General features: G+C 52.3%; 18 protein-coding genes, 6 tRNA genes, 3 rRNA genes, 1 pseudogene and 1 riboswitch. Of the genes and pseudogenes, 24 read left to right on the forward strand and 4 right to left on the reverse strand.

What is annotated here, in order from left to right:
• Positions 1–4 precede the first annotated feature (4 nt).
• Positions 5–1,489: an FGGY-family carbohydrate kinase gene (locus F384_RS21800; RefSeq protein ID WP_046493523.1), complete on the forward strand. Its 1,485-nt coding sequence runs from the start codon at positions 5–7 to the stop codon at positions 1,487–1,489.
• Positions 1,490–1,753: 264 nt separating this feature from the next.
• A complete protein-coding gene (gene oxyR / locus F384_RS21805) occupies positions 1,754–2,671 on the forward strand; it encodes a DNA-binding transcriptional regulator OxyR (protein WP_046493525.1) in 918 nt (305 codons plus the stop codon).
• Here oxyR and sthA read toward each other — a convergent pair.
• Positions 2,654–4,054 (reverse strand): Si-specific NAD(P)(+) transhydrogenase, encoded by a 1,401-nt coding sequence (gene sthA / locus F384_RS21810; RefSeq protein ID WP_046493527.1) that lies wholly within the window; start codon positions 4,052–4,054, stop codon positions 2,654–2,656. The two genes, oxyR and sthA, sit on opposite strands and share 18 nt — an antisense overlap.
• A 198-nt stretch (positions 4,055–4,252) precedes the next feature.
• On the opposite strand from sthA, the gene fabR reads away from it, so the two are divergent.
• Both fabR and F384_RS21820 read left to right on the forward strand, forming a co-directional pair.
• Entirely contained in the window at positions 4,253–4,906 is a 654-nt protein-coding gene (gene fabR / locus F384_RS21815; RefSeq protein ID WP_080950006.1) for an HTH-type transcriptional repressor FabR, read from the forward strand.
• Positions 4,903–5,262 (forward strand): YijD family membrane protein, encoded by a 360-nt coding sequence (locus F384_RS21820; protein WP_046493534.1) that lies wholly within the window; start codon positions 4,903–4,905, stop codon positions 5,260–5,262. Before fabR ends, F384_RS21820 begins: the two co-directional genes overlap by 4 nt.
• Positions 5,263–5,319: 57 nt before the next feature.
• Here the strand turns inward: F384_RS21820 and trmA are convergent, their stop codons facing one another.
• Entirely contained in the window at positions 5,320–6,420 is a 1,101-nt protein-coding gene (gene trmA, locus F384_RS21825) for a tRNA (uridine(54)-C5)-methyltransferase TrmA (protein ID WP_046493537.1), read from the reverse strand.
• A 114-nt stretch (positions 6,421–6,534) separates the two neighbouring features.
• Positions 6,535–6,729: riboswitch (cobalamin riboswitch) on the forward strand.
• A 64-nt stretch (positions 6,730–6,793) separates the two neighbouring features.
• On the opposite strand from trmA, the gene btuB reads away from it, so the two are divergent.
• From btuB to birA, 9 genes are all read left to right on the forward strand, one after another.
• The gene (gene btuB / locus F384_RS21830) at positions 6,794–8,632 is read left to right on the forward strand and encodes a TonB-dependent vitamin B12 receptor BtuB (RefSeq protein WP_046493538.1); all 1,839 of its coding nucleotides are present in this window, start codon (positions 6,794–6,796) and stop codon (positions 8,630–8,632) included.
• Entirely contained in the window at positions 8,577–9,428 is an 852-nt protein-coding gene (gene murI / locus F384_RS21835; protein WP_046493542.1) for a glutamate racemase, read from the forward strand. Before btuB ends, murI begins: the two co-directional genes overlap by 56 nt.
• Positions 9,429–9,822: 394 nt before the next feature.
• A 16S ribosomal RNA gene (locus F384_RS21840) occupies positions 9,823–11,363 on the forward strand.
• A gap of 70 nt (positions 11,364–11,433) precedes the next feature.
• Positions 11,434–11,510 (forward strand) — tRNA-Ile (locus F384_RS21845).
• 113 nt (positions 11,511–11,623) lie between these two features.
• A tRNA-Ala gene (locus F384_RS21850) sits at positions 11,624–11,699 on the forward strand.
• A 179-nt stretch (positions 11,700–11,878) separates the two neighbouring features.
• A 23S ribosomal RNA gene (locus F384_RS21855) occupies positions 11,879–14,784 on the forward strand.
• Between the two features lie 198 nt (positions 14,785–14,982).
• A 5S ribosomal RNA gene (gene rrf, locus F384_RS21860) occupies positions 14,983–15,098 on the forward strand.
• The 16S, 23S and 5S rRNA genes sit together here with 2 tRNA genes alongside, the layout of an rRNA operon.
• A 197-nt stretch (positions 15,099–15,295) precedes the next feature.
• Complete coding sequence (gene murB / locus F384_RS21865) at positions 15,296–16,324, forward strand: UDP-N-acetylmuramate dehydrogenase (protein WP_046493544.1); 1,029 nt, start codon at positions 15,296–15,298, stop codon at positions 16,322–16,324.
• Positions 16,321–17,283 (forward strand): bifunctional biotin--[acetyl-CoA-carboxylase] ligase/biotin operon repressor BirA, encoded by a 963-nt coding sequence (gene birA, locus F384_RS21870; RefSeq protein ID WP_046493546.1) that lies wholly within the window; start codon positions 16,321–16,323, stop codon positions 17,281–17,283. The genes murB and birA overlap by 4 nt, the downstream gene beginning before the upstream one ends.
• A 30-nt stretch (positions 17,284–17,313) precedes the next feature.
• Here birA and coaA read toward each other — a convergent pair whose 3' ends face one another.
• Positions 17,314–18,264 (reverse strand): type I pantothenate kinase, encoded by a 951-nt coding sequence (coaA, locus tag F384_RS21875; protein ID WP_080950007.1) that lies wholly within the window; start codon positions 18,262–18,264, stop codon positions 17,314–17,316.
• A 302-nt stretch (positions 18,265–18,566) separates the two neighbouring features.
• A pseudogene (locus tag F384_RS30500) lies at positions 18,567–18,647 on the reverse strand (hypothetical protein); the annotation flags it as partial.
• A gap of 19 nt (positions 18,648–18,666) precedes the next feature.
• Between F384_RS30500 and F384_RS21880 the strand changes: the two are divergent.
• The 11 genes from F384_RS21880 (at position 18,667) to rplL (ending at position 24,150) form a co-directional block, all read left to right on the forward strand.
• Positions 18,667–18,742: transfer RNA gene (locus F384_RS21880), tRNA-Thr, on the forward strand.
• 8 nt (positions 18,743–18,750) lie between these two features.
• Positions 18,751–18,835, forward strand: a tRNA-Tyr gene (locus F384_RS21885).
• 114 nt (positions 18,836–18,949) lie between these two features.
• Positions 18,950–19,024 (forward strand) — tRNA-Gly (locus tag F384_RS21890).
• Between the two features lie 5 nt (positions 19,025–19,029).
• A tRNA-Thr gene (locus tag F384_RS21895) sits at positions 19,030–19,105 on the forward strand.
• Positions 19,106–19,221: 116 nt separating this feature from the next.
• A complete protein-coding gene (gene tuf / locus F384_RS21900) occupies positions 19,222–20,406 on the forward strand; it encodes an elongation factor Tu (RefSeq protein WP_046493550.1) in 1,185 nt (394 codons plus the stop codon).
• A gap of 239 nt (positions 20,407–20,645) precedes the next feature.
• A complete protein-coding gene (gene secE / locus F384_RS21905) occupies positions 20,646–21,029 on the forward strand; it encodes a preprotein translocase subunit SecE (RefSeq protein WP_046493551.1) in 384 nt (127 codons plus the stop codon).
• A 1-nt stretch (position 21,030) separates the two neighbouring features.
• On the forward strand, positions 21,031–21,576 hold the full coding sequence (gene nusG, locus F384_RS21910; RefSeq protein WP_003862341.1) for a transcription termination/antitermination protein NusG: 546 nt from the start codon (positions 21,031–21,033) through the stop codon (positions 21,574–21,576).
• 157 nt (positions 21,577–21,733) lie between these two features.
• Entirely contained in the window at positions 21,734–22,162 is a 429-nt protein-coding gene (gene rplK / locus F384_RS21915; protein WP_001085926.1) for a 50S ribosomal protein L11, read from the forward strand.
• Between the two features lie 3 nt (positions 22,163–22,165).
• The gene (gene rplA / locus F384_RS21920; protein ID WP_046493695.1) at positions 22,166–22,870 is read left to right on the forward strand and encodes a 50S ribosomal protein L1; all 705 of its coding nucleotides are present in this window, start codon (positions 22,166–22,168) and stop codon (positions 22,868–22,870) included.
• Positions 22,871–23,220: 350 nt separating this feature from the next.
• Positions 23,221–23,718 carry a 50S ribosomal protein L10 gene (gene rplJ, locus F384_RS21925; RefSeq protein ID WP_001207203.1) on the forward strand — a complete coding sequence of 166 codons (498 nt, stop codon included), beginning with the start codon at positions 23,221–23,223 and terminating at the stop codon, positions 23,716–23,718.
• A 66-nt stretch (positions 23,719–23,784) separates the two neighbouring features.
• Entirely contained in the window at positions 23,785–24,150 is a 366-nt protein-coding gene (gene rplL, locus F384_RS21930) for a 50S ribosomal protein L7/L12 (protein WP_012133812.1), read from the forward strand.
• Positions 24,151–24,372 lie beyond the last annotated feature (222 nt).

The raw sequence follows: 24,372 nt of genomic DNA on the forward strand, positions 1-24,372 counted from the left end.
GACGATGAGCCATTACTTTATGGGCATTGATTTGGGCGGCACCGTCACCAAGGCGGGGATATACACTGCCGAGGGACGAGAAATCACGGTGGCCGCTCAGACCTTATCGTTACTCAGCCCACAGGCAGGATTCTGCGAACGCGATATGGAGGCCCTTTGGGCGACAACGTGTGACGTTATCCAACGTGCACTGGCTGAAAGTCATCTGTCGGCGGAACAGATTAACGGAATTGGTTTTTCTTCACACGGTAAAGGACTGTATCTGGTCGATAAGTCAGGAAGACCCGTACGCAACGGGATTGTCTCCTCGGACTCCCGGGCACAGTCTCTGGTTGCGGCCTGGAAAGCGCAGGGTGTCGATCGTCTGGCGTATCCGCATAGCTTTCAGCAGTTATGGCCTTCCCATCCGGCGGCATTGTTGAGGTGGCTGAAACAGAACGAGCCGGAGCATTACGCGCGTACGGGTTATGTGCTGATGGCCCACGATTACATTCGTTATCGTTTGACGGCGGAATTGACCTGCGAAGAAACCAATATTTCGGGAAGTCAGTTATTTAATTTGCAGCGTAATGATTTCGATCCTGCGCTGTTCACGCTGTTCGGCATAGAAGAGATGATGGAGTGCATGCCGAAAGTGATTGGCTCCGCTGAGCAGGCAGGGGTTGTCACAGCAGACGCCGCCGCGTTATGCGGATTAAACGCAGGAACGCCGGTATTTGGCGGAGTGTTTGATGTCGTAGGCGCGGCAATGACTTCCGGCGTCTATGACAGTACGCAGCTTAGCGCGGTTGCCGGAACATGGTCGATTGCCACCCGCGTTTTTGATGACATTATCCCGGCTGACTATCCGTATGTATGGGGTAAGTTCAGTATTCCGGGGCACTATTTTGCCCACGAAGGCAGCCCCACTTCTGCCAGCAATCTGACCTGGTTTATTCAGCACTTTTTACCGGAGTTGCAGGATGACCACGACACGCTTAACCAGTGGGCGGCGCGTGGGTATGAGAAACCCGACAGCATTCTGTTTTTTCCCTGGTTATACGGTTCGAATTATGACGATTCACTGAGTGGCGGATTCGTCGGGCTGGGAGGTCACCACGATGCGGCAGACCTCGTTTACGCTATCTATCAGGGGATCGTGTTCTCGCACTTACTGCATCAGGACAAACTGTTGCAGCTCGGGGACGGTGTTCAAACGATTCGTTTCACCGGCGGTCCTACGCATTCACGTATCTGGATGCAGATGTTTTGCGATGTCAGTAATTTGCCGCTTGAAATTGTCGACGTTGAGCAGTCTGGCTGCCGGGCGGCGGCGATGTGTGCGGCTGTGGGTTCGGGGGATTATCCTGGGTTTGAGCAGGCCATTAAAGCGACCCTGCCGCCGGTGATTCGTCTGGAGCCGGATGCGAAGAAGCACAGTATGTTACGTCGCCGGTTCGAACGGTTTAAGCGTGTCGCCGATGCGTTGAGTACTGTCGAACGCGAATAACAACCTGCTTTTATCTCATCACGGCCTGGCGTTAAGCCGGGCTTTTTTACGCAAAAAAAATGCGGACCTCAGGTCCGCAAAAGTTCACGTTGGCTTTAGTTATTTGGGTATGAGAGAGACTCTCAGAACGGGCAGTGGCTTCAAGGGTTAAACGAGACCGCTCCGTTTCTGTGATGGATTATCAGACAGAAAGCTTGATAGGGATAATCGTTCGTTGCTATGCTACCTATCGCCATGAACTATCGTGGCGATGGAGGATGAATAATGAATATTCGTGATCTTGAATACCTGGTGGCATTAGCCGAACATCGCCACTTTCGGCGCGCGGCGGACTCCTGTCACGTCAGCCAGCCAACGTTGAGCGGTCAAATCCGCAAGCTGGAAGATGAGCTGGGCGTAATGCTGCTGGAGCGTACGAGTCGTAAAGTGCTGTTCACCCAGGCAGGTTTACTGCTGGTGGATCAGGCACGTACCGTGCTGCGTGAGGTCAAAGTGCTCAAGGAGATGGCAAGCCAACAGGGTGAGACCATGTCAGGTCCACTGCACATTGGTTTGATTCCCACCGTTGGTCCTTACCTGCTGCCGCATATTATTCCGATGCTGCACCAGACTTTCCCGAAGCTGGAAATGTATCTGCATGAAGCGCAAACCCATCAGTTGCTGGCACAACTGGATAGCGGCAAACTCGATTGCGTGATCCTGGCGCTGGTGAAAGAGAGCGAGGCATTTATTGAAGTGCCGCTGTTCGACGAGCCGATGCAACTGGCGATCTATGAGGATCACCCGTGGGCGAATCGCGAATGCGTGCCGATGTCCGATCTGGCCGGCGAAAAACTGCTGATGCTGGAGGACGGCCACTGTCTGCGCGATCAGGCGATGGGTTTCTGCTTTGAAGCGGGGGCTGACGAAGACACCCACTTCCGCGCGACCAGTCTGGAAACGCTGCGTAACATGGTGGCGGCGGGAAGCGGGATTACGTTGCTGCCAGCGCTGGCGGTTCCACAGGAACGCAAACGCGATGGCGTTGTGTATCTGCCCTGCATTAAGCCTGAGCCGCGTCGCACAGTGGGACTGGTTTATCGTCCTGGGTCACCTTTGCGCAGTCGTTATGAGCAACTGGCAGAGGCCATCCGTGGTGCGATGGATGGCCATTTCGACAATGCGTTAAAAAAGGCGGTTTAAGCCATTTAGCGCAGCGACCCGATAGGCTTCCGCCATGGTCGGGTAGTTAAAGGTGGTGTTAACGAAGTACTCAATTGTGTTACCGCCACCTTTCTGCTCCATAATCGCCTGACCGATGTGAATAATCTCGGCTGCGCGCTCGCCAAAGCAGTGAATTCCTAGAATCTCTTTGGTTTCCCGATGGAACAAAATCTTCAGCGTGCCCACGTTCATGCCGACGATTTGCGCCCGCGCCAGGTGTTTAAACTGGGCGCGTCCCACTTCGTAAGGCACTTTCATCGCCGTCAGCTGCTGTTCGGTTTTACCAACGGAGCTGATTTCCGGAATGGTGTAAATGCCGGTGGGGATATCTTCAATCAGGTGCGCGTTCGCTTCCCCTTTCACCAGCGCCTGGGCGGCAATGCGTCCCTGGTCGTATGCCGCGGATGCCAGGCTCGGGTAACCAATCACATCACCCACCGCGTAAACGTGCGGCAGGGCGGTCTGGTACATGCTGTTGACCTTGAGCTGACCCCGGCTGTCGGTTTCCAGACCGATATTCTGTAACGCCAGGGAATCGGTATTCCCGGTACGACCATTGGCATACAGCAGGCAGTCGGCTTTCAGTTTCTTACCGGACTTCAGGTGCATGATCACGCCGTCGTCGCAGCCTTCGATCTTCTCATATTCTTCATTGTGGCGAATGACGACGCCGCTGTTCCAGAAGTGATAAGAGAGGGAGTCGGACATCTCCTGATCGAGGAACGCCAGCAGACGGTCACGGGTGTTGATAAGGTCAACTTTGACCTCCATTCCGCGGAAGATCGACGCATATTCGCAGCCGATCACCCCGGCGCCATAAATAATGACATGGCGAGGTTCGTGGTGCAGGCTGAGGATCGAATCGCTGTCATAAATGCGCGGATGTGAGAAGTCCACGTCTGTCGGATGATAAGGGCGCGATCCGCAGGCAATGACAAATTTCTCTGCCGTCAGGGTCTCAACCGTACCGTCATGACATTCCAGCGCCAGCGTGTGTTCGTCAACAAAATGGGCGTTGCCCTGCAAGATTTCGCAGTGGTTACGCTCATAAAAACCCTGACGCATCCGTGTTTGTTGATTAATCACGTTGTCGGCATGGTTGAGAATATCGGCGAATGAGGAACGAAGCAGGCGGGAATGATCGCTGTAAAGGGGGTTCTGATTGAATTCGATAATACGACTGACTGCGTGACGGAGCGCTTTCGACGGGATGGTGCCCCAGTGGGTGCAACCGCCGCCAACGTTATGATAACGCTCGATAACGGCAACGCGAGCTCCTTGCTTAACCAGACCCATTGCAGCGCCTTCGCCGCCGGGGCCGGAACCTATTACTATGGCATCGTAATCGTAGGAATGTGGCATGGTAAGGCTTACCTGTTCTTATACATAAAAGCAACAGAATAGTAACATCATTGCCGGGATAACCCAATTATCGTTGTGCTTTTTTGCGAGGCTGAAGCACAAACTGCGCGTAAACAATCATTCACAAAGCGGAACAAGCAGATTAACTTTGAACTCTGGTATAGTGCCAGACAAGACATATGGAAGGATTCAGACATCGTGATGGGCGTTAGAGCGCAGCAAAAAGAAAAAACCCGGCGTTCGCTGGTTGAGGCCGCATTTAGTCAACTGAGCGCGGAGCGTAGCTTCGCCAGCCTGAGTTTGCGTGAAGTCGCACGCGAAGCGGGCATTGCGCCAACCTCCTTTTATCGTCATTTCCGTGATGTTGATGAACTCGGCCTGACCATGGTCGATGAAAGCGGTTTGATGCTGCGTCAGTTGATGCGCCAGGCACGTCAGCGTATCGCCAAGGGCGGGAGTGTGATCCGCACCTCGGTCTCTACATTTATGGAGTTCATCGGTAACAACCCCAACGCCTTCCGTTTATTATTGCGTGAACGTTCTGGCACCTCAGCGGCTTTCCGTGCCGCCGTTGCGCGAGAAATTCAGCACTTTATCGCGGAACTTGCGGATTATCTGGAACTCGAAAACCATATGCCGCGTGCGTTTACTGAAGCGCAAGCCGAAGCGATGGTGACGATTGTCTTCAGTGCAGGCGCCGAGGCGCTGGACGTGGGTGCGGAACAACGCCAACAGTTAGAAGAGCGACTGGTACTGCAACTGCGCATGATTTCGAAAGGCGCGTTTTACTGGTATCGCCGTGAACAAGAGAAGATGACCCTCATTCCGGGTAACGTGAAGGAAGAGCAATGAAACAGTCAGTTCAGGATAAAGGTACGCTGTTGCTGGCGCTGGTCGCTGGCTTGTCGATCAATGGCACATTCGCGGCGCTGTTTAGCTCCATCGTGCCGTTCTCTGTATTCCCGATTATCTCGCTGGTGCTGACGGTGTACTGTCTGCATCAACGTTATCAGAATCGCACCATGCCTGTGGGGTTGCCGGGTCTGGCTGCCGCCTGCTTTATTCTCGGCGTTCTGCTTTACAGCACGGTGGTGCGCGCGGAGTATCCGGATATCGGCTCTAACTTCTTCCCGGCGGTGCTGTCGGTCATTCTGGTCTTCTGGATCGGCGTGAAAATGCGTAATCGCAAGCAGGAAGTGTCGGAATAAGCGCGGTTGACGTTCAGGCCGGATGCGGCATAAATGCTTTATCCGGCCGATAACCGATTACTTCGCCGTCAACAATACCCCGCACTCCATATGGTGCGTATACGGGAACTGATCGAACAGCGCCAGACGTGAGACGTTATGCGTCTGGCTCAAGGTTTCCAGGTTCTTGCACAGCGTCTGCGGATTGCAGGAGATGTACAGAATACGCGGATACGCCTGCACCATTTTCTCCGTCTCGCTGTCCAGACCGCTGCGGGGCGGATCGACAAAAATCGTTTCGCACTGATAGCTCTTGAGATCGATGCCCTGCAAGCGGTTAAACTCGCGCACACCGTTCATCGCCTGCGTAAACTCTTCCGCCGCCATGCGGATAATCTGCACGTTATCAATCTGATTCGCCGCAATGTTGTATTGTGCGGCGGCAACCGAGGGTTTGGCGATTTCGGTCGCCAGTACGCGGTCAAAGTTGCGCGCCAGCGCGAGCGAAAAGTTGCCATTCCCGCAGTACAGTTCGAGCAGATCGCCTTTCGATTCGCGGGTGGCATCCAGCGCCCATTCCAGCATCTGAATGTTCATCGCCGCATTGGGCTGCGTAAAGCTGTTCTCGACCTGACGATAGATCACCTCTTTACCCGCGACCGGCAAGCGTTCGTCGATGTAATCCTGGTCCAGCGCGATTTTCGTTTTCGTCGCGCGGCCAATCAGATGCACGTTCAGGTTCTGCGCGCGCAGGGCATCGCGCAACGCTTCGGCGGCTTCACGCCACTCATCGTCCAGCTTTTTATGATACAGCAGCGAGACCACCGCCTGATTGCTCATGGTGGTCAGATAATCAATCTGGAACAGCTTATGGCGCAGCACGCGGTTGTCACGTACGCCAGCGATCATCGTGGTCATCAACTGATTGATCAACTCACTCGCCGCCGGGAAGCTGTTGACGCGGATTCGGCTTTTGCTCTGTTGATCAAAAATGATGTGATACAGGTCATCACCGTCGTGCCAGATGCGGAATTCCGCACGCATACGGTAGTGACTGACCGGTGAGCGAAACACTTCCGGAACCAGGCCAGAGAAGGGCGCCATCATACTCTGCAAGCGCACCACTTTCTCGGCGAGCTGCGCGTCATACTGTTCTGTTGGAAGGTGTTCGGGGGTCATGATGTATCCTGAAAAATATAAGTACGCGGGGATTGTAGGGATTGCTCAACAGATGTCCAGACATTGATGACTTCCGATATTTAACAATCACGCTGGACAGTAAGATGTTACAAACTGTAGCATCCGTGTGCCGGTCCTGTGAGTTAATAGGGAATCCAGTGTAAATCTGGAGCTGACGCGCAGCGGTAAGGAAAGGTGAGATGAGAGCGTAAGCAGACACTGCCCTCGGGTGGGAAGTCTTCATTTCTGTTATCCCTGACGGGGATACCCTTCCAAGCCCGAAGACCTGCCGGCTAACGTCGCAACTGGTTTTCATCATCGCGTACTATCGGTGGGACCTGCGGCATCCTTCTTATATTGTGGATGCTTTACAATGATTAAAAAAACATCGCTGTTGACGGCGCTCTCCGTCACGGCTTTTTCGGGTTGGGCACAGGATGCCACGCCTGACACGCTTGTCGTGACGGCAAACCGTTTTCAGCAACCTGTTAATACCGTTCTGGCTCCGACTGACATTGTCACGCGTGAGGATATCGAACGCTGGCAGTCCCGCACCGTCCTTGATGTCATGCGTCGCCTGCCTGGTGTGGATGTCGCCCAGAATGGAGGCATGGGACAAAGTTCTTCTCTGTTTGTGCGTGGTACCGAAGCGAAACACGTTCTGGTGTTAGTGGATGGTATCCCGGTCGCCCGTCCGGGCATTTCGAATAACTCCGATATTGATCAGATTCCGGTCTCGCTGGTGCAGCGCATCGAGTATATCCGTGGCCCGCGTTCAGCGATTTATGGGTCCGGCGCAATTGGCGGCGTGGTGAACATTATCACCATGGCAGGTGAAGAGCGTTCGCAGATCAATGCGGGAGTGGGGTCAAAAGGTTATCAGCAGTATGACGGCACTTACCGCCAGCGTTTTGGCGATACCGTGGTGACCGCTGCCGGGGCGTATCAGACGACCAAAGGTTTCGATGTTCAGCCGCGCTCCAGTTACAGCGGTGATAGCGATCGAGATGGTTATCGCAATAAGCTGTTCTGGGGGGGCGTTGAGCACAAATTTAACGATCAATTCGATGGCTACTTCCGTGGCTACGGTTATGCCAGTAATGCCGACTATGACCAGGGGAACTGGGGTTATGACGGCGGAAATGACGAGCATCAGAATTACACCCAGTCGTGGGATACGGGGCTGCGCTTCAATTCCGGTATCTACTCTTCACAACTGGTCGCCAATTACCAGCGTATTAAGGACTACAACTACAGCAGTCTGAATGGACGCTATGCGACAGGTTACAGCCTTGATGACATGGAGCAACGCTATGTTCAGTGGGGCAACAACGTTATTGTCGGGCACGGTGCTGTCAGCGCAGGCGTCGACTGGAAGCAAGAAAAGCTGATGTCCTTTGGCGAGTATGGGACAGACAACTATAAGCGTGATAACACGGGCCTCTATTTGACCGGGCAACAGCAGATTGACAGCGTGACGCTGGAAGCCTCTGGTCGTGAAGACCATGACGATCAGTTTGGTTGGCATGGCACCTGGCAAACGGCGGCGGGTTGGCAGTTTGTTGATGACTATAAAGTGACGCTCTCTTATGGCACCGGCTTCCTTGCGCCTTCACTGGGGCAACAGTTTGGTGCGGAGCGTTTTGGCATTGCCTCTAACCCTAATCTGAAGCCTGAAGAGTCGAAGCAATGGGAAGCCGGACTGGAAGGGCTGACCGGTCCGCTTGACTGGCGCTTGTCGACCTATCGCTACAAAATCCAGAATCTGATCGACTACAACAACAATACCTACTTCAACGTCAAATCTGCGACTATCAAAGGGCTGGAATGGACGGGAAACCTGACAACAGGTCCGGTCGATCACCGCTTAACGTTGCAGTATGTTGATCCGCGCGATGATGAAACCGATCAACAACTTTATCGCCGCGCCAAGCAGCAGGTGAAGTATGAGCTGAGCGGGCAGGTCTACGAACTGGGCTGGGATGTGACCTATCAGTACATCGGCGAGCGCTACGATTACGACTATGACAATTCCCGTAAGGTGAAAATGGGCGGGCTGAGCGTGTGGGATATCGGACTTTCATATCCGGTCACCTCACATCTCACAGTTCGTGGTAAAATAGCCAACCTGTTCGATAAAGATTACGAGACAGTTTATGGCTACCAAACTGCAGGACGGGAATACACCTTGTCTGGCAGCTACACCTTCTGATCCACGCCCCACCGTGCTGGTATTTGATTCCGGTGTCGGTGGGTTGTCGGTCTATGATGAGATCCGGCATCTCCTGCCGGATCTCCACTATATCTACGCTTTCGATAACGTGGCTTTTCCTTATGGGGAAAAGAGCGAGGCATTTATCGTTGAGCGCGTTGTTGAGATCGTGACGGCGGTACAGCAGCGTTATCCTCTCTCTCTGGCGGTTATCGCCTGTAACACGGCCAGTACGGTCTCTCTTCCGGCTTTGCGTGAGAAGTTTGCTTTCCCGGTCGTGGGCGTGGTGCCGGCGATCAAACCGGCGGCGCGACTGACGGCGAATGGTATTGTTGGGTTACTGGCAACTCGCGGGACGGTGAAACGTCCTTATACGCATGAGCTGATTGCGCGCTTTGCGAATGAGTGCCAGATAGCCATGCTGGGGTCAGCGGAACTGGTGGAGTTGGCGGAAGCGAAGTTGCACGGTGAGCCAGTGCCGCTGGAAGAGTTGCAACGGATTCTGCGTCCGTGGCTGCGGATGCCGGAACCGCCTGATACGGTGGTGCTCGGGTGCACCCATTTTCCACTGTTACAGGAAGAACTCTTACAGGTCCTGCCTGAAGGGACGCGGCTGGTGGATTCCGGCGCGGCCATCGCACGTCGCACGGCCTGGTTACTGGAACATGAAGCGCCGGATGCGAAATCAACGGATGCCAATATTGCCTATTGCATGGCGATGACGCCGGAAACTGAGCAATTATTGCCCGTTTTGCAGCGCTACGGCTTTGAATCGCTCGAAAAACTGGCGGTTTAAACCTGTTTTGGGTAAATATTACGCACTCGGAAAATTATTTTAAATTTCCCCTTGTCAGCCCGAAATAACTCCCTATAATGCGCCTCCACTGACACGGAACAACGGCACGCAAGCCGCCGGGTCAGCAGGGTTCTCCGGTGAAAATCAGTGATGAACACCGACAGAGAAAAGCAAAAATAAATGCTTGACTCTGAAAGAGGAAAGCGTAATATACGCCACCTCGCGACAGAACGCTAAAGCGCGTCGCAACTGCTCTTTAACAATTTATCAGACAATCTGTGTGGGCACTCAAAGTGACATGGATTCTTAACGTCTTCGGACGATAAATGAATACCAAGTCTCAAGAGTGAACACGTAATTCATTACGAAGTTTAATTCTATGAGCATCAAACTTAAATTGAAGAGTTTGATCATGGCTCAGATTGAACGCTGGCGGCAGGCCTAACACATGCAAGTCGAACGGTAACAGGAAGCAGCTTGCTGCTTTGCTGACGAGTGGCGGACGGGTGAGTAATGTCTGGGAAACTGCCCGATGGAGGGGGATAACTACTGGAAACGGTAGCTAATACCGCATAACGTCGCAAGACCAAAGAGGGGGACCTTCGGGCCTCTTGCCATCGGATGTGCCCAGATGGGATTAGCTAGTTGGTGAGGTAACGGCTCACCAAGGCGACGATCCCTAGCTGGTCTGAGAGGATGACCAGCCACACTGGAACTGAGACACGGTCCAGACTCCTACGGGAGGCAGCAGTGGGGAATATTGCACAATGGGCGCAAGCCTGATGCAGCCATGCCGCGTGTATGAAGAAGGCCTTCGGGTTGTAAAGTACTTTCAGCGGGGAGGAAGGGGATGTGGTTAATAACCGCATTCATTGACGTTACCCGCAGAAGAAGCACCGGCTAACTCCGTGCCAGCAGCCGCGGTAATACGGAGGGTGCAAGCGTTAATCGGAATTACTGGGCGTAAAGCGCACGCAGGCGGTCTGTCAAGTCGGATGTGAAATCCCCGGGCTCAACCTGGGAACTGCATTCGAAACTGGCAGGCTTGAGTCTCGTAGAGGGGGTAGAATTCCAGGTGTAGCGGTGAAATGCGTAGAGATCTGGAGGAATACCGGTGGCGAAGGCGGCCCCCTGGACGAAGACTGACGCTCAGGTGCGAAAGCGTGGGGAGCAAACAGGATTAGATACCCTGGTAGTCCACGCCGTAAACGATGTCTATTTGGAGGTTGTTCCCTTGAGGAGTGGCTTCCGGAGCTAACGCGTTAAATAGACCGCCTGGGGAGTACGGCCGCAAGGTTAAAACTCAAATGAATTGACGGGGGCCCGCACAAGCGGTGGAGCATGTGGTTTAATTCGATGCAACGCGAAGAACCTTACCTGGTCTTGACATCCACAGAACTTGGCAGAGATGCCTTGGTGCCTTCGGGAACTGTGAGACAGGTGCTGCATGGCTGTCGTCAGCTCGTGTTGTGAAATGTTGGGTTAAGTCCCGCAACGAGCGCAACCCTTATCCTTTGTTGCCAGCGGTCCGGCCGGGAACTCAAAGGAGACTGCCAGTGATAAACTGGAGGAAGGTGGGGATGACGTCAAGTCATCATGGCCCTTACGACCAGGGCTACACACGTGCTACAATGGCATATACAAAGAGAAGCGACCTCGCGAGAGTAAGCGGACCTCATAAAGTATGTCGTAGTCCGGATTGGAGTCTGCAACTCGACTCCATGAAGTCGGAATCGCTAGTAATCGTGGATCAGAATGCCACGGTGAATACGTTCCCGGGCCTTGTACACACCGCCCGTCACACCATGGGAGTGGGTTGCAAAAGAAGTAGGTAGCTTAACCTTCGGGAGGGCGCTTACCACTTTGTGATTCATGACTGGGGTGAAGTCGTAACAAGGTAACCGTAGGGGAACCTGCGGTTGGATCACCTCCTTACCTGAAAGAACCTTTCCTTTGCAGTGTCCACACAGATTGTCTGATGAAAAACGAGCAGTAAAACCTCTACAGGCTTGTAGCTCAGGTGGTTAGAGCGCACCCCTGATAAGGGTGAGGTCGGTGGTTCAAGTCCACTCAGGCCTACCAGATTTTCCCTGAATACTGCGTTGTGAAACGACTCGCATACTTTAGTATGCTTCGCCATTCCACGCCTTGTCTCAGGAAAAATTATCGGTACAGAGGTTCTGACTACACTGTATGGGGCTATAGCTCAGCTGGGAGAGCGCCTGCTTTGCACGCAGGAGGTCTGCGGTTCGATCCCGCATAGCTCCACCATACTGTAGAACGTAATCAAGAAAACTTCAGAGTGTACCTGAAAAGGTGCACTGCGAAGTTTTGCTCTTTAAAAATCTGGATCAAGCTGAAAATTGAAACGACACACAGTCAATGTGTGTTCGAGTCTCTCAAATTTTCGCAACACTGACGGTGTTTTACGAAACATCTTCGGGTTGTGAGGTTAAGCGACTAAGCGTACACGGTGGATGCCCTGGCAGTCAGAGGCGATGAAGGACGTGCTAATCTGCGAAAAGCGTCGGTAAGGTGATATGAACCGTTATAGCCGGCGATGTCCGAATGGGGAAACCCAGTGCAATTCGTTGCACTATCGTTAAGTGAATACATAGCTTAACGAGGCGAACCGGGGGAACTGAAACATCTAAGTACCCCGAGGAAAAGAAATCAACCGAGATTCCCCCAGTAGCGGCGAGCGAACGGGGAGCAGCCCAGAGCCTGAATCAGCATGTGTGTTAGTGGAACGGTCTGGAAAGGCCGGCGATACAGGGTGACAGCCCCGTACACAAAAGTGCATGTGTTGTGAGCTCGATGAGTAGGGCGGGACACGTGGTATCCTGTCTGAATATGGGGGACCATCCTCCAAGGCTAAATACTCCTGACTGACCGATAGTGAACCAGTACCGTGAGGGAAAGGCGAAAAGAACCCCGGCGAGGGGAGTGAAAAAGAACCTGAAACCGTGTACGTACAAGCAGTGGGAGCCTCTTTTATGGGGTGACTGCGTACCTTTTGTATAATGGGTCAGCGACTTATATTCTGTAGCAAGGTTAACCGAATAGGGGAGCCGAAGGGAAACCGAGTCTTAACTGGGCGTTAAGTTGCAGGGTATAGACCCGAAACCCGGTGATCTAGCCATGGGCAGGTTGAAGGTTGGGTAACACTAACTGGAGGACCGAACCGACTAATGTTGAAAAATTAGCGGATGACTTGTGGCTGGGGGTGAAAGGCCAATCAAACCGGGAGATAGCTGGTTCTCCCCGAAAGCTATTTAGGTAGCGCCTCGTGAACTCATCTTCGGGGGTAGAGCACTGTTTCGGCTAGGGGGTCATCCCGACTTACCAACCCGATGCAAACTGCGAATACCGAAGAATGTTATCACGGGAGACACACGGCGGGTGCTAACGTCCGTCGTGAAGAGGGAAACAACCCAGACCGCCAGCTAAGGTCCCAAAGTCATGGTTAAGTGGGAAACGATGTGGGAAGGCTCAGACAGCCAGGATGTTGGCTTAGAAGCAGCCATCATTTAAAGAAAGCGTAATAGCTCACTGGTCGAGTCGGCCTGCGCGGAAGATGTAACGGGGCTAAACCATGCACCGAAGCTGCGGCAGCGACACTATGTGTTGTTGGGTAGGGGAGCGTTCTGTAAGCCTGCGAAGGTGTGCTGTGAGGCATGCTGGAGGTATCAGAAGTGCGAATGCTGACATAAGTAACGATAAAGCGGGTGAAAAGCCCGCTCGCCGGAAGACCAAGGGTTCCTGTCCAACGTTAATCGGGGCAGGGTGAGTCGACCCCTAAGGCGAGGCCGAAAGGCGTAGTCGATGGGAAACAGGTTAATATTCCTGTACTTGGTGTTACTGCGAAGGGGGGACGGAGAAGGCTATGTTGGCCGGGCGACGGTTGTCCCGGTTTAAGCGTGTAGGTGTGTGTTCCAGGTAAATCCGGTTCACTTTAACACTGAGGCGTGATGACGAGGCACTACGGTGCTGAAGTAACAAATGCCCTGCTTCCAGGAAAAGCCTCTAAGCATCAGGTAACATCAAATCGTACCCCAAACCGACACAGGTGGTCAGGTAGAGAATACCAAGGCGCTTGAGAGAACTCGGGTGAAGGAACTAGGCAAAATGGTGCCGTAACTTCGGGAGAAGGCACGCTGATGGTAGGTGAAGCGACTTGCTCGTGGAGCTGAAATCAGTCGAAGATACCAGCTGGCTGCAACTGTTTATTAAAAACACAGCACTGTGCAAACACGAAAGTGGACGTATACGGTGTGACGCCTGCCCGGTGCCGGAAGGTTAATTGATGGGGTTATCCTTAGGGAGAAGCTCTTGATCGAAGCCCCGGTAAACGGCGGCCGTAACTATAACGGTCCTAAGGTAGCGAAATTCCTTGTCGGGTAAGTTCCGACCTGCACGAATGGCGTAATGATGGCCAGGCTGTCTCCACCCGAGACTCAGTGAAATTGAACTCGCTGTGAAGATGCAGTGTACCCGCGGCAAGACGGAAAGACCCCGTGAACCTTTACTATAGCTTGACACTGAACACTGGTCCTTGATGTGTAGGATAGGTGGGAGGCTTTGAAGTGTGGACGCCAGTCTGCATGGAGCCAACCTTGAAATACCACCCTTTAATGGCTGGTGTTCTAACGTGGGCCCCTAATCGGGGTTGCGGACAGTGTCTGGTGGGTAGTTTGACTGGGGCGGTCTCCTCCTAAAGAGTAACGGAGGAGCACGAAGGTTAGCTAATCCTGGTCGGACATCAGGAGGTTAGTGCAAAGGCATAAGCTAGCTTGACTGCGAGCGTGACGGCGCGAGCAGGTGCGAAAGCAGGTCTTAGTGATCCGGTGGTTCTGAATGGAAGGGCCATCGCTCAACGGATAAAAGGTACTCCGGGGATAACAGGCTGATACCGCCCAAGAGTTCATATCGACGGCGGTGTTTGGCACCTCGATGTCGGCTCATCACATCCTGGGGCTGAAGTAGGTCCCAAGGGTATGGCTGTTCGCCATTTAAAGTGGTACGCGAGCTGGGTTTAGAACGTCGTGAGACAGTTCGGTCCCTATCTGCCGTGGGCGCTGGAGAATTGAGGGGGGGCTGCTCCTAGTACGAGAGGACCGGAGTGGACGCATCACTGGTGTTCGGGTTGTCATGCCAATGGCACTGCCCGGTAGCTAAATGCGGAAAAGATAAGTGCTGAAAGCATCTAAGCACGAAACTTGCCCCGAGATGAGTTCTCCCTGACCCTTTAAGGGTCCTGAAGGAACGTTGAAGACGACGACGTTGATAGGCCGGGTGTGTAAGCGCAGCGATGCGTTGAGCTAACCGGTACTAATGAACCGTGAGGCTTAACCTTACAACGCCGAAGCTGTTTTGGCGGATTTGAGAGAATATTTTCAGCTTAGATTCAGACGCAAGTGCGCAATAGTTTGCACAGCAGCAAGGCGGCAAGCGAAGTAAAGGAAGGAGCATACAAAGGTATGTGACTGAGTTTACGAGAGCAGCCAACGCGGCTGATGTGATAAATTATTGCGTACAGAGCACCAAGAATTTGCCTGGCGGCTGTAGCGCGGTGGTCCCACCTGACCCCATGCCGAACTCAGAAGTGAAACGCCGTAGCGCCGATGGTAGTGTGGGGTCTCCCCATGTGAGAGTAGGGAACTGCCAGGCATCAAACAGTGAAGAAGCCCATCCTGACGGATGGGCTTTTTTGCGTCTGTGCACCACGGAAAATGCCGGATGGCGGCCTCGCCTTATCCGGCCTACGGCAAGGGGGAACCCTCTGTATAACGCTATCCCGCCATAATACAAGCCATACTGCGGCAGATGCGGTAAACTAACCGCGATTTTGCATCAGGAAAGCGTCTATGAATCACTCCCTTAAATCCTGGAATACCTTTGGCATCGATCAACATGCCAATAAGATTGTTTGCGCCGAAAATGAACAACAGCTACTCAGTGCCTGGCAATCCGCAAATGCGTTGCAACAACCGGTACTGATACTGGGTGAAGGGAGTAACGTTCTGTTTCTTGATACCTTCCGTGGAACGGTAATCGTCAACCGTATCAAAGGCATTGAGGTGACAGAGCAACCCGATGCATGGCTTCTGCATGTCGGTGCGGGTGAAAACTGGCATCACCTGGTACAGCACACGCTACAGCTTGGCATGCCGGGTCTGGAAAACCTGGCGCTGATCCCCGGCTGTGTAGGTTCTTCACCGATCCAGAATATTGGTGCTTACGGCGTGGAGCTCCAGCGAGTTTGTGATTACGTTGACTGTGTTGAGCTGGCGACAGGAAAATCGCAGCGCGTCAGTGCGGCAGAGTGTCGATTTGGCTATCGTGACAGTATCTTCAAACATGAATACCAGGATCACTTCGCGATCGTTGCAGTGGGTCTGCGTCTGACTAAGCAATGGCAGCCAGTGTTGACCTATGGTGACCTGACGCGTCTGGATCCGGTCACGGTAACGCCTCAGCAGGTGTTTGATTCGGTTTGCCATATGCGCATGACGAAACTGCCCGATCCAAAAGTGAATGGTAATGCAGGCAGCTTTTTTAAAAACCCCGTGGTGGTGGCTGATGCGGCACGGGCATTATTGTCCCAATTCCCGAATGCGCCTCATTATCCTCAGCCTGATGGTTCAGTAAAGCTGGCGGCAGGTTGGCTCATAGACCAGTGTCAGTTGAAAGGTCGTGGGATCGGGGGGGCTGCAGTGCATCGTCAACAGGCACTGGTGCTGATCAATGCGGATAATGCGACAAGCGAAGATGTTGTCCAGCTTGCACACCTGGTTCGTACAAAAGTGGGTGAAAAATTTAACGTCTGGCTGGAGCCTGAAGTGCGCTTCATCGGGCAAACAGGTGAAGTCAATGCTGTGGAGATCATTGCATGAAGGATAATACCGTTCCTCTGACGCTTATCTCCTTGCTGGTCGATGGCGAGTTTCATTCCGGCGAGCAGCTGGGTGAACAGTTGGGGATGAGTCGGGCTGCCATCAATAAACATATCCAGACCTTACGTGACTGGGGCGTTGACGTCTTTACCGTGCCGGGCAAAGGATACAGTTTGCCGGAGCCGATTCAGTTACTGGATGCCGACCGTATATACAGCCAGTTGGATAGCGGTACGGTGGCTGTGCTTCCGGTTATCGATTCCACCAACCAGTACCTGCTGGACCGTATCGATTTGCTACAGTCAGGCGATGCCTGCGTGGCGGAATATCAACAGGCAGGCCGTGGGCGTCGTGGACGTAAGTGGTTCTCCCCCTTTGGCGCAAACCTTTATCTTTCGATGTTCTGGCGTCTGGAGCAGGGACCGGCCGCAGCGATCGGCTTAAGCCTGGTGATCGGTATCGTGATGGCCGAGGTGCTGCGCGATCTGGGCGCTGATAAAGTGCGGGTGAAGTGGCCTAACGATCTCTATCTGCTGGATCGTAAACTGGCTGGGATCCTGGTCGAGTTAACGGGTAAGACGGGCGATGCTGCGCAGATCGTCATTGGTGCTGGCATTAACATGGCGATGCGTCGTGTGGAAGAAAACGTGGTGAATCAGGGATGGATTACGCTGCAGGAAGCCGGGATTACGCTCGATCGCAACACGCTGGCCGCGAGGCTCATTCGCGAATTGCGTACCGCGTTGGAATTATTTGAGCAGGAAGGACTGGCGCCTTATCTTTCCCGTTGGGAAAAACTGGATAACTTTATCAATCGTCAGGTAAAACTGATTATCGGCGAAAAAGAGATATACGGTATTTCGCGAGGGATTGACGCGCAGGGTGCATTACTCCTGGAACAGGATGGCATTATAAAACCATGGGTTGGGGGAGAAATCTCCCTGAGAAGCGCAGAATAATGAAAAGGGAGCTTTTGCTCCCTTTTTTAATTATTTCCGCAGGCGAACCTGTTCGACGGCATGATTCGCGCTCTTGGTCATGATGAGACTTGCGCGCTCACGCGTGGGTAAAATGTTCTGCTTTAAATTCAGCCAGTTAATTTCTTTCCATAATGAGGTGGCGGTATTGATTGCCTCCTCTTCCGTCAGTTTCGCATAGTTATGGAAATAAGAGTCGGGGTCGGTAAACGCCCCCTCGCGGAATTTAAGAAAACGATTGATATACCATGTCTGCAGTAACTCTTCCGGCGCATCAACATAAATAGAAAAATCGACGAAGTCCGAAACAAATACATGATGTGGGTCGTGCGGATAGTCCATCCCGCTCTGCAAAACATTGAGTCCTTCGAGAATTAATATATCGGGCTGGGCAACGGTTTTATCCCCGTCAGGGATCACATCATAAATCAGATGCGAATAAACCGGAGCGGTGACGTTTGGTACACCAGATTTGAGATCGGAGACAAACTTGACCAGACGGTGCATGTCATACGATTCCGGAAAGCCTTTCTTCTTCATTAACCCGCGGTCTTTTAATACCTGGTTTGGATGAAGAAAGCCATCGGTGGTGATGAGCTCAACGCGGCGATGTTCTGGCCAACGACTCAGTAACGCCTGTAATACACGCGCGGTGGTGCTTTTTCCTACCGCCACGCTGCCAGCAATACTGATGATATAAGGAATGCGCTCACCGTTAGTGCCCAGGAACTGTTCGAGAACAGCCTGACGGCGCAGGTTCGAGCTGATATAGAAGTTAAGCAAACGCGACAGGGGTAAATAGATCTCTGCAACTTCTTCCAGCGATAAATCTTCATTAATCCCTTTTAACCGCGCGATCTCTTCTTCAGTGAGGGTCATCGGCACGGAATCACGAAGCGCAGCCCACTGGTTGCGGTTAAACTGTAGGTAAGGCGTCATTAACGTTTGCTCTTTTATACTCATAAGCATGTTTCTGGCTGTCATTACACCATCAGGGCGGTGATAAAAAGCGCATCATCCCCGGCATGCAATGGCACGTCACATTTCAGTTAATTTGGACAATGGGCAGGAGGGTAACACCAGATGGAAGGGAATAATAAGAAAAAATCTCTTCCTCGTGCCATTACCTGAAAAGTAATGTGACCCATATTCCAGATGTACAGGCGATGGTTTGACGCGTGAGAAGTGCCAACTGGCACAGGTGGGAGGAAATGGGCAGCCGAGTAATGTCGAAATTTTATGCTAAGCTGACTGAAAATACGTCATTTATTGGCCGTATAGCGCAAAATGTGAGCAATAGAACATTTTATGCAATTTTTTAGTTGCATGAGTTCGCAGGTCTCCATAGAATGCGCGCTACTTGATGCCGACTTAGCTCAGTAGGTAGAGCAACTGACTTGTAATCAGTAGGTCACCAGTTCGATTCCGGTAGTCGGCACCATCAAGTCCGGTGGGGTTCCCGAGCGGCCAAAGGGAGCAGACTGTAAATCTGCCGTCACAGACTTCGAAGGTTCGAATCCTTCCCCCACCACCACTTTCTGGCAGCGATTGCTGTCTGAGCTGGTTAAGAAAATAATCGGCTCGAATGAGAAAAGAGACTTGTCTCTTTTTTTGTTACAGAAAGAACTGGGTAGCCGAGTTCCAGGATGCGGGCATCGTATAATGGCTATTACCTCAGCCTTCCAAGCTGATGATGCGGGTTCGATTCCCGCTGCCCGCTCCAGACGTGCTGATATGGCTCAGTTGGTAGAGCGCACCCTTGGTAAGGGTGAGGTCCCCAGTTCGACTCTGGGTATCAGCACCACTTCACTTCTCCTCCCCGTGTTTTCTCTGTAACGACTCAGTGATTCAACAGTCAGGCATATCGCCTGGTTGATGTGGTGATATCACCGATTTATCCGTGTCTTAGAGGGACAATCGATGTCTAAAGAAAAGTTTGAACGTACAAAACCGCACGTTAACGTCGGTACTATCGGCCACGTTGACCATGGTAAAACAACGCTGACCGCTGCCATCACTACCGTACTGGCTAAAACCTACGGCGGTGCTGCTCGCGCATTCGATCAGATCGATAACGCGCCGGAAGAAAAAGCTCGTGGTATCACCATCAACACGTCTCACGTTGAGTATGACACCCCGACTCGCCACTACGCACACGTAGACTGCCCGGGCCACGCCGACTATGTTAAAAACATGATCACCGGTGCTGCGCAGATGGACGGCGCGATCCTGGTTGTTGCTGCGACTGACGGCCCGATGCCGCAGACTCGTGAGCACATCCTGCTGGGTCGTCAGGTAGGCGTTCCGTACATCATCGTGTTCCTGAACAAATGCGACATGGTTGATGACGAAGAGCTGCTGGAACTGGTAGAGATGGAAGTTCGTGAACTGCTGTCTCAGTACGATTTCCCGGGCGACGACACCCCAATCATCCGTGGTTCTGCTCTGAAAGCGCTGGAAGGCGACGCAGAGTGGGAAGCGAAAATCATCGAACTGGCTGGTTTCCTGGATTCTTACATTCCGGAACCAGAGCGTGCGATTGACAAGCCGTTCCTGCTGCCAATCGAAGACGTATTCTCCATCTCCGGTCGTGGTACCGTTGTTACCGGTCGTGTAGAGCGCGGTATCATCAAAGTTGGCGAAGAAGTTGAAATCGTTGGTATCAAAGAGACTGCGAAGTCTACTTGTACTGGCGTTGAAATGTTCCGCAAACTGCTGGACGAAGGCCGCGCGGGTGAGAACGTAGGTGTTCTGCTGCGTGGTATCAAACGTGAAGAAATCGAACGTGGTCAGGTACTGGCTAAGCCGGGTTCCATCAAGCCGCACACCAAGTTCGAATCTGAAGTGTACATTCTGTCCAAAGACGAAGGCGGCCGTCATACTCCGTTCTTCAAAGGCTACCGTCCGCAGTTCTACTTCCGTACGACTGACGTGACGGGTACCATCGAACTGCCGGAAGGCGTAGAGATGGTCATGCCGGGCGACAACATCAAAATGGTTGTTACCCTGATCCACCCGATCGCGATGGACGACGGTCTGCGTTTCGCAATCCGTGAAGGTGGCCGTACTGTAGGTGCGGGCGTTGTTGCTAAAGTAATGAGCTAATCGCTGATAACATTTGACGCAATGCGCATTAAAAGGGCATCATTTGATGCCCTTTTTGCACGCTTTCGAACCAGAACCTGGCTCATCAGTGATTTTATTTGTCATAATCATTGCTGAGACAGGCTCTGAAGAGGGCGTAGAGCACGGAATGCCCAAATGCATTTCGGCACAAGGTTGACTGGTTAGCCTCGCATTCGCGGGGTGAAATTATTTGTAGAATACTTCTGACAGGTTGGTTTATGAGTGCGAATACCGAAGCTCAAGGGAGCGGGCGTGGCCTGGAAGCGATAAAGTGGATCGTGGTTGTGGCATTGCTGATCGTGGCAATTGTTGGCAACTATCTTTATCGTGACATGATGCTGCCGCTGCGTGCGCTGGCCGTAGTAATTCTGATTGCTGCAGCGGGTGGTGTCGCGCTGTTGACAACAAAAGGTAAAGCCACCGTTGCTTTTGCCCGCGAAGCGCGTACTGAAGTACGTAAGGTCATTTGGCCGACTCGCCAGGAAACATTGCACACCACGCTGATTGTGGCTGCGGTTACCGCAGTAATGTCACTGATCCTGTGGGGACTGGATGGTATTCTGGTTCGCCTGGTTTCCTTTATCACTGGCCTGAGGTTCTGAGATGTCTGAAGCTCCTAAAAAGCGCTGGTACGTCGTTCAGGCGTTTTCCGGTTTTGAAGGCCGCGTAGCCACATCGCTGCGTGAGCATATCAAATTACACAATATGGAAGAGTTGTTTGGTGAAGTTATGGTTCCAACCGAAGAAGTGGTTGAGATCCGTGGCGGCCAGCGTCGCAAGAGCGAGCGCAAATTCTTCCCGGGTTACGTGCTGGTACAGATGGTGATGAATGACGCCAGCTGGCACCTGGTGCGTAGCGTACCGCGCGTAATGGGCTTCATCGGTGGTACTTCCGATCGTCCGGCGCCGATCAGCGATAAAGAAGTCGATGCGATCATGAACCGCCTGCAGCAGGTGGGTGATAAGCCGCGTCCGAAAACGCTGTTTGAACCGGGTGAAATGGTACGTGTCAACGATGGTCCGTTTGCTGACTTCAACGGCGTTGTTGAAGAAGTTGACTACGAGAAGTCCCGCCTGAAAGTGTCCGTCTCTATCTTCGGTCGTGCGACCCCGGTAGAACTGGACTTTGCTCAGGTCGAAAAAGCCTAAGTAGCGATCAAAAAAGCGGCGATTTAATCGTTGCACAAGGCGTGAGATTGGAATACAATTTCGCGCCTTTTGTTTTTATGGGCCTGGCCCGTAGAACGAATTTTTATATCACGGGGAGCCTCGCTGAGGCGTTATCACCCAACAGAGGAAATTGAGAATGGCTAAGAAAGTCCAAGCCTACGTCAAGCTGCAGGTTGCAGCTGGTATGGCAAACCCGAGTCCGCCGGTTGGTCCTGCTCTGGGTCAACAGGGTGTTAACATCATGGAATTCTGCAAAGCGTTCAACGCGAAGACTGATTCCATCGAAAAAGGCCTGCCGATCCCGGTTGTTATCACCGTTTACGCTGACCGTTCTTTCACCTTCGTTACCAAAACGCCTCCGGCAGCAGTTCTGCTGAAGAAAGCGGCTGGTATTAAGTCTGGTTCCGGTAAACCGAACAAAGACAAAGTAGGTAAAATTTCCCGCGCTCAGCTGCAGGAAATCGCGCAGACCAAAGCTGCCGACATGACTGGTGCCGACATTGAAGCGATGACTCGCTCCATTGAAGGTACTGCACGTTCCATGGGCCTGGTAGTGGAGGACTAAGAAATGGCTAAACTGACCAAGCGCATGCGTGTGATCCGTGAGAAAATTGATGCGACCAAACAGTACGACATCAATGAAGCTATCTCTCTACTGAAAGAACTGGCTACCGCTAAGTTCGTAGAAAGCGTAGACGTTGCCGTTAACCTCGGCATTGACGCGCGTAAATCTGACCAGAACGTACGTGGTGCAACTGTACTGCCGCACGGTACTGGCCGTTCCGTTCGCGTAGCCGTATTTACCCAGGGTGCAAACGCTGAAGCTGCTAAAGCGGCTGGCGCTGAACTGGTAGGTATGGAAGATCTGGCTGACCAGATCAAGAAAGGCGAAATGAACTTTGACGTAGTTATTGCTTCCCCGGATGCAATGCGCGTTGTTGGCCAGCTGGGCCAGGTTCTGGGTCCGCGCGGCCTGATGCCAAACCCGAAAGTCGGTACTGTAACCCCTAACGTTGCTGAAGCGGTTAAGAACGCTAAAGCGGGTCAGGTTCGTTACCGTAACGACAAAAACGGCATCATCCACACCACCATCGGTAAAGTGGATTTTGACGCTGACAAACTGAAAGAAAACCTGGAAGCTCTGCTGGTTGCGCTGAAGAAAGCAAAACCGACTCAGGCGAAAGGCGTGTACATCAAGAAAATCAGCATCTCCACCACCATGGGTGCTGGTGTTGCCGTTGATCAGGCTGGTCTGAGCGCATCTGCGAACTAAGATTAGCTTTACGTGGGCGGTGGATTTGTCTACAATTCTACCCCCACGATTCTGTTGAAAGAGACAGACACTATGTGAATCGTTTGAATTGCCGCTAACGTGGCTGAGATTCAAATGACGAAGGCATAGAAAGATTTGTTCGTTGGAGCCTGGCCTATCCAGGCCTCCGTCGAAGACCGCAGGTGTTTCGTAAGAGACTTAATCCCCTGCGTAGACGGTGACAGAACGCTAAGATTATTTTTGGATACTCTGGCTTGTTTCTGCTCACCGTATTAAGACGCTCTTTTCGTTGGAAAGAGTGAAGTGAGTTCCGGAACATGAGTTCCGGCAAACATCCAGGAGCAAAGCTAATGGCTTTAAATCTTCAAGACAAACAAGCGATTGTTGCTGAAGTCAGCGAAGTAGCCAAAGGCGCGCTGTCTGCAGTAGTTGCGGATTCCCGTGGCGTAACTGTAGATAAAATGACTGAACTGCGTAAAGCAGGTCGTGAAGCTGGCGTTTACATGCGTGTTGTTCGTAACACCCTGCTGCGCCGCGTCGTTGAAGGTACTCAGTTCGAGTGCCTGAAAGACACGTTTGTTGGTCCGACCCTGATTGCATACTCTATGGAACACCCGGGCGCTGCTGCTCGTCTGTTCAAAGAGTTCGCGAAAGCGAATGCAAAATTTGAGGTCAAAGCCGCTGCCTTTGAAGGCGAGCTGATCCCGGCGTCTCAGATCGACCGCCTGGCAACTCTGCCGACCTACGAAGAAGCAATTGCACGCCTGATGGCAACCATGAAAGAAGCTTCGGCTGGCAAACTGGTTCGTACTCTGGCTGCTGTACGCGATGCGAAAGAAGCTGCTTAATTGCAGTTATCTTTTTAAAGCATCTGCTTACGTATAAACTTATTCTGATATTCAGGAACAATTTAAATGTCTATCACTAAAGATCAAATCATTGAAGCAGTATCCGCTATGTCCGTAATGGACGTTGTAGAACTGATCTCTGCAATGGAAGAAAAATTCGGTGTTTCCGCTGCTGCTGCTGTAGCTGTAGCTGCTGGCCCGGTTGAAGCTGCTGAAGAAAAAACTGAATTCGACGTAATTCTGAAAGCTGCTGGCGCTAACAAAGTTGCTGTAATCAAAGCAGTACGTGGCGCAACTGGCCTGGGTCTGAAAGAAGCTAAAGACCTGGTAGAATCTGCTCCGGCCGCTCTGAAAGAAGGCGTGAGCAAAGATGACGCTGAAGCACTGAAAAAATCTCTGGAAGAAGCTGGCGCTGAAGTTGAAGTTAAATAAGCCAACCCTTCCGGTTGCAGCCTGAGAAATTAGGCTGATGGCTGGTGACTTTTTGGTCACCAGCCTTTTTGCGCTGTAAGGCGCCAGTAGCATTTCACACTGTTTGACTACTGCTGTGCCTTTCAATGCTTGTTTCTATCGACGACTTAATATACTGCGACAGAACGTCCGTTCTGGGTAAATCGCAATGAAATGGTTTAAGCGTGATAGCAACAGGCATTG

Source organism: Citrobacter amalonaticus Y19 (genome assembly GCF_000981805.1).
Classification (GTDB): Bacteria; Pseudomonadota; Gammaproteobacteria; order Enterobacterales; family Enterobacteriaceae; genus Citrobacter_A; species Citrobacter_A amalonaticus_C.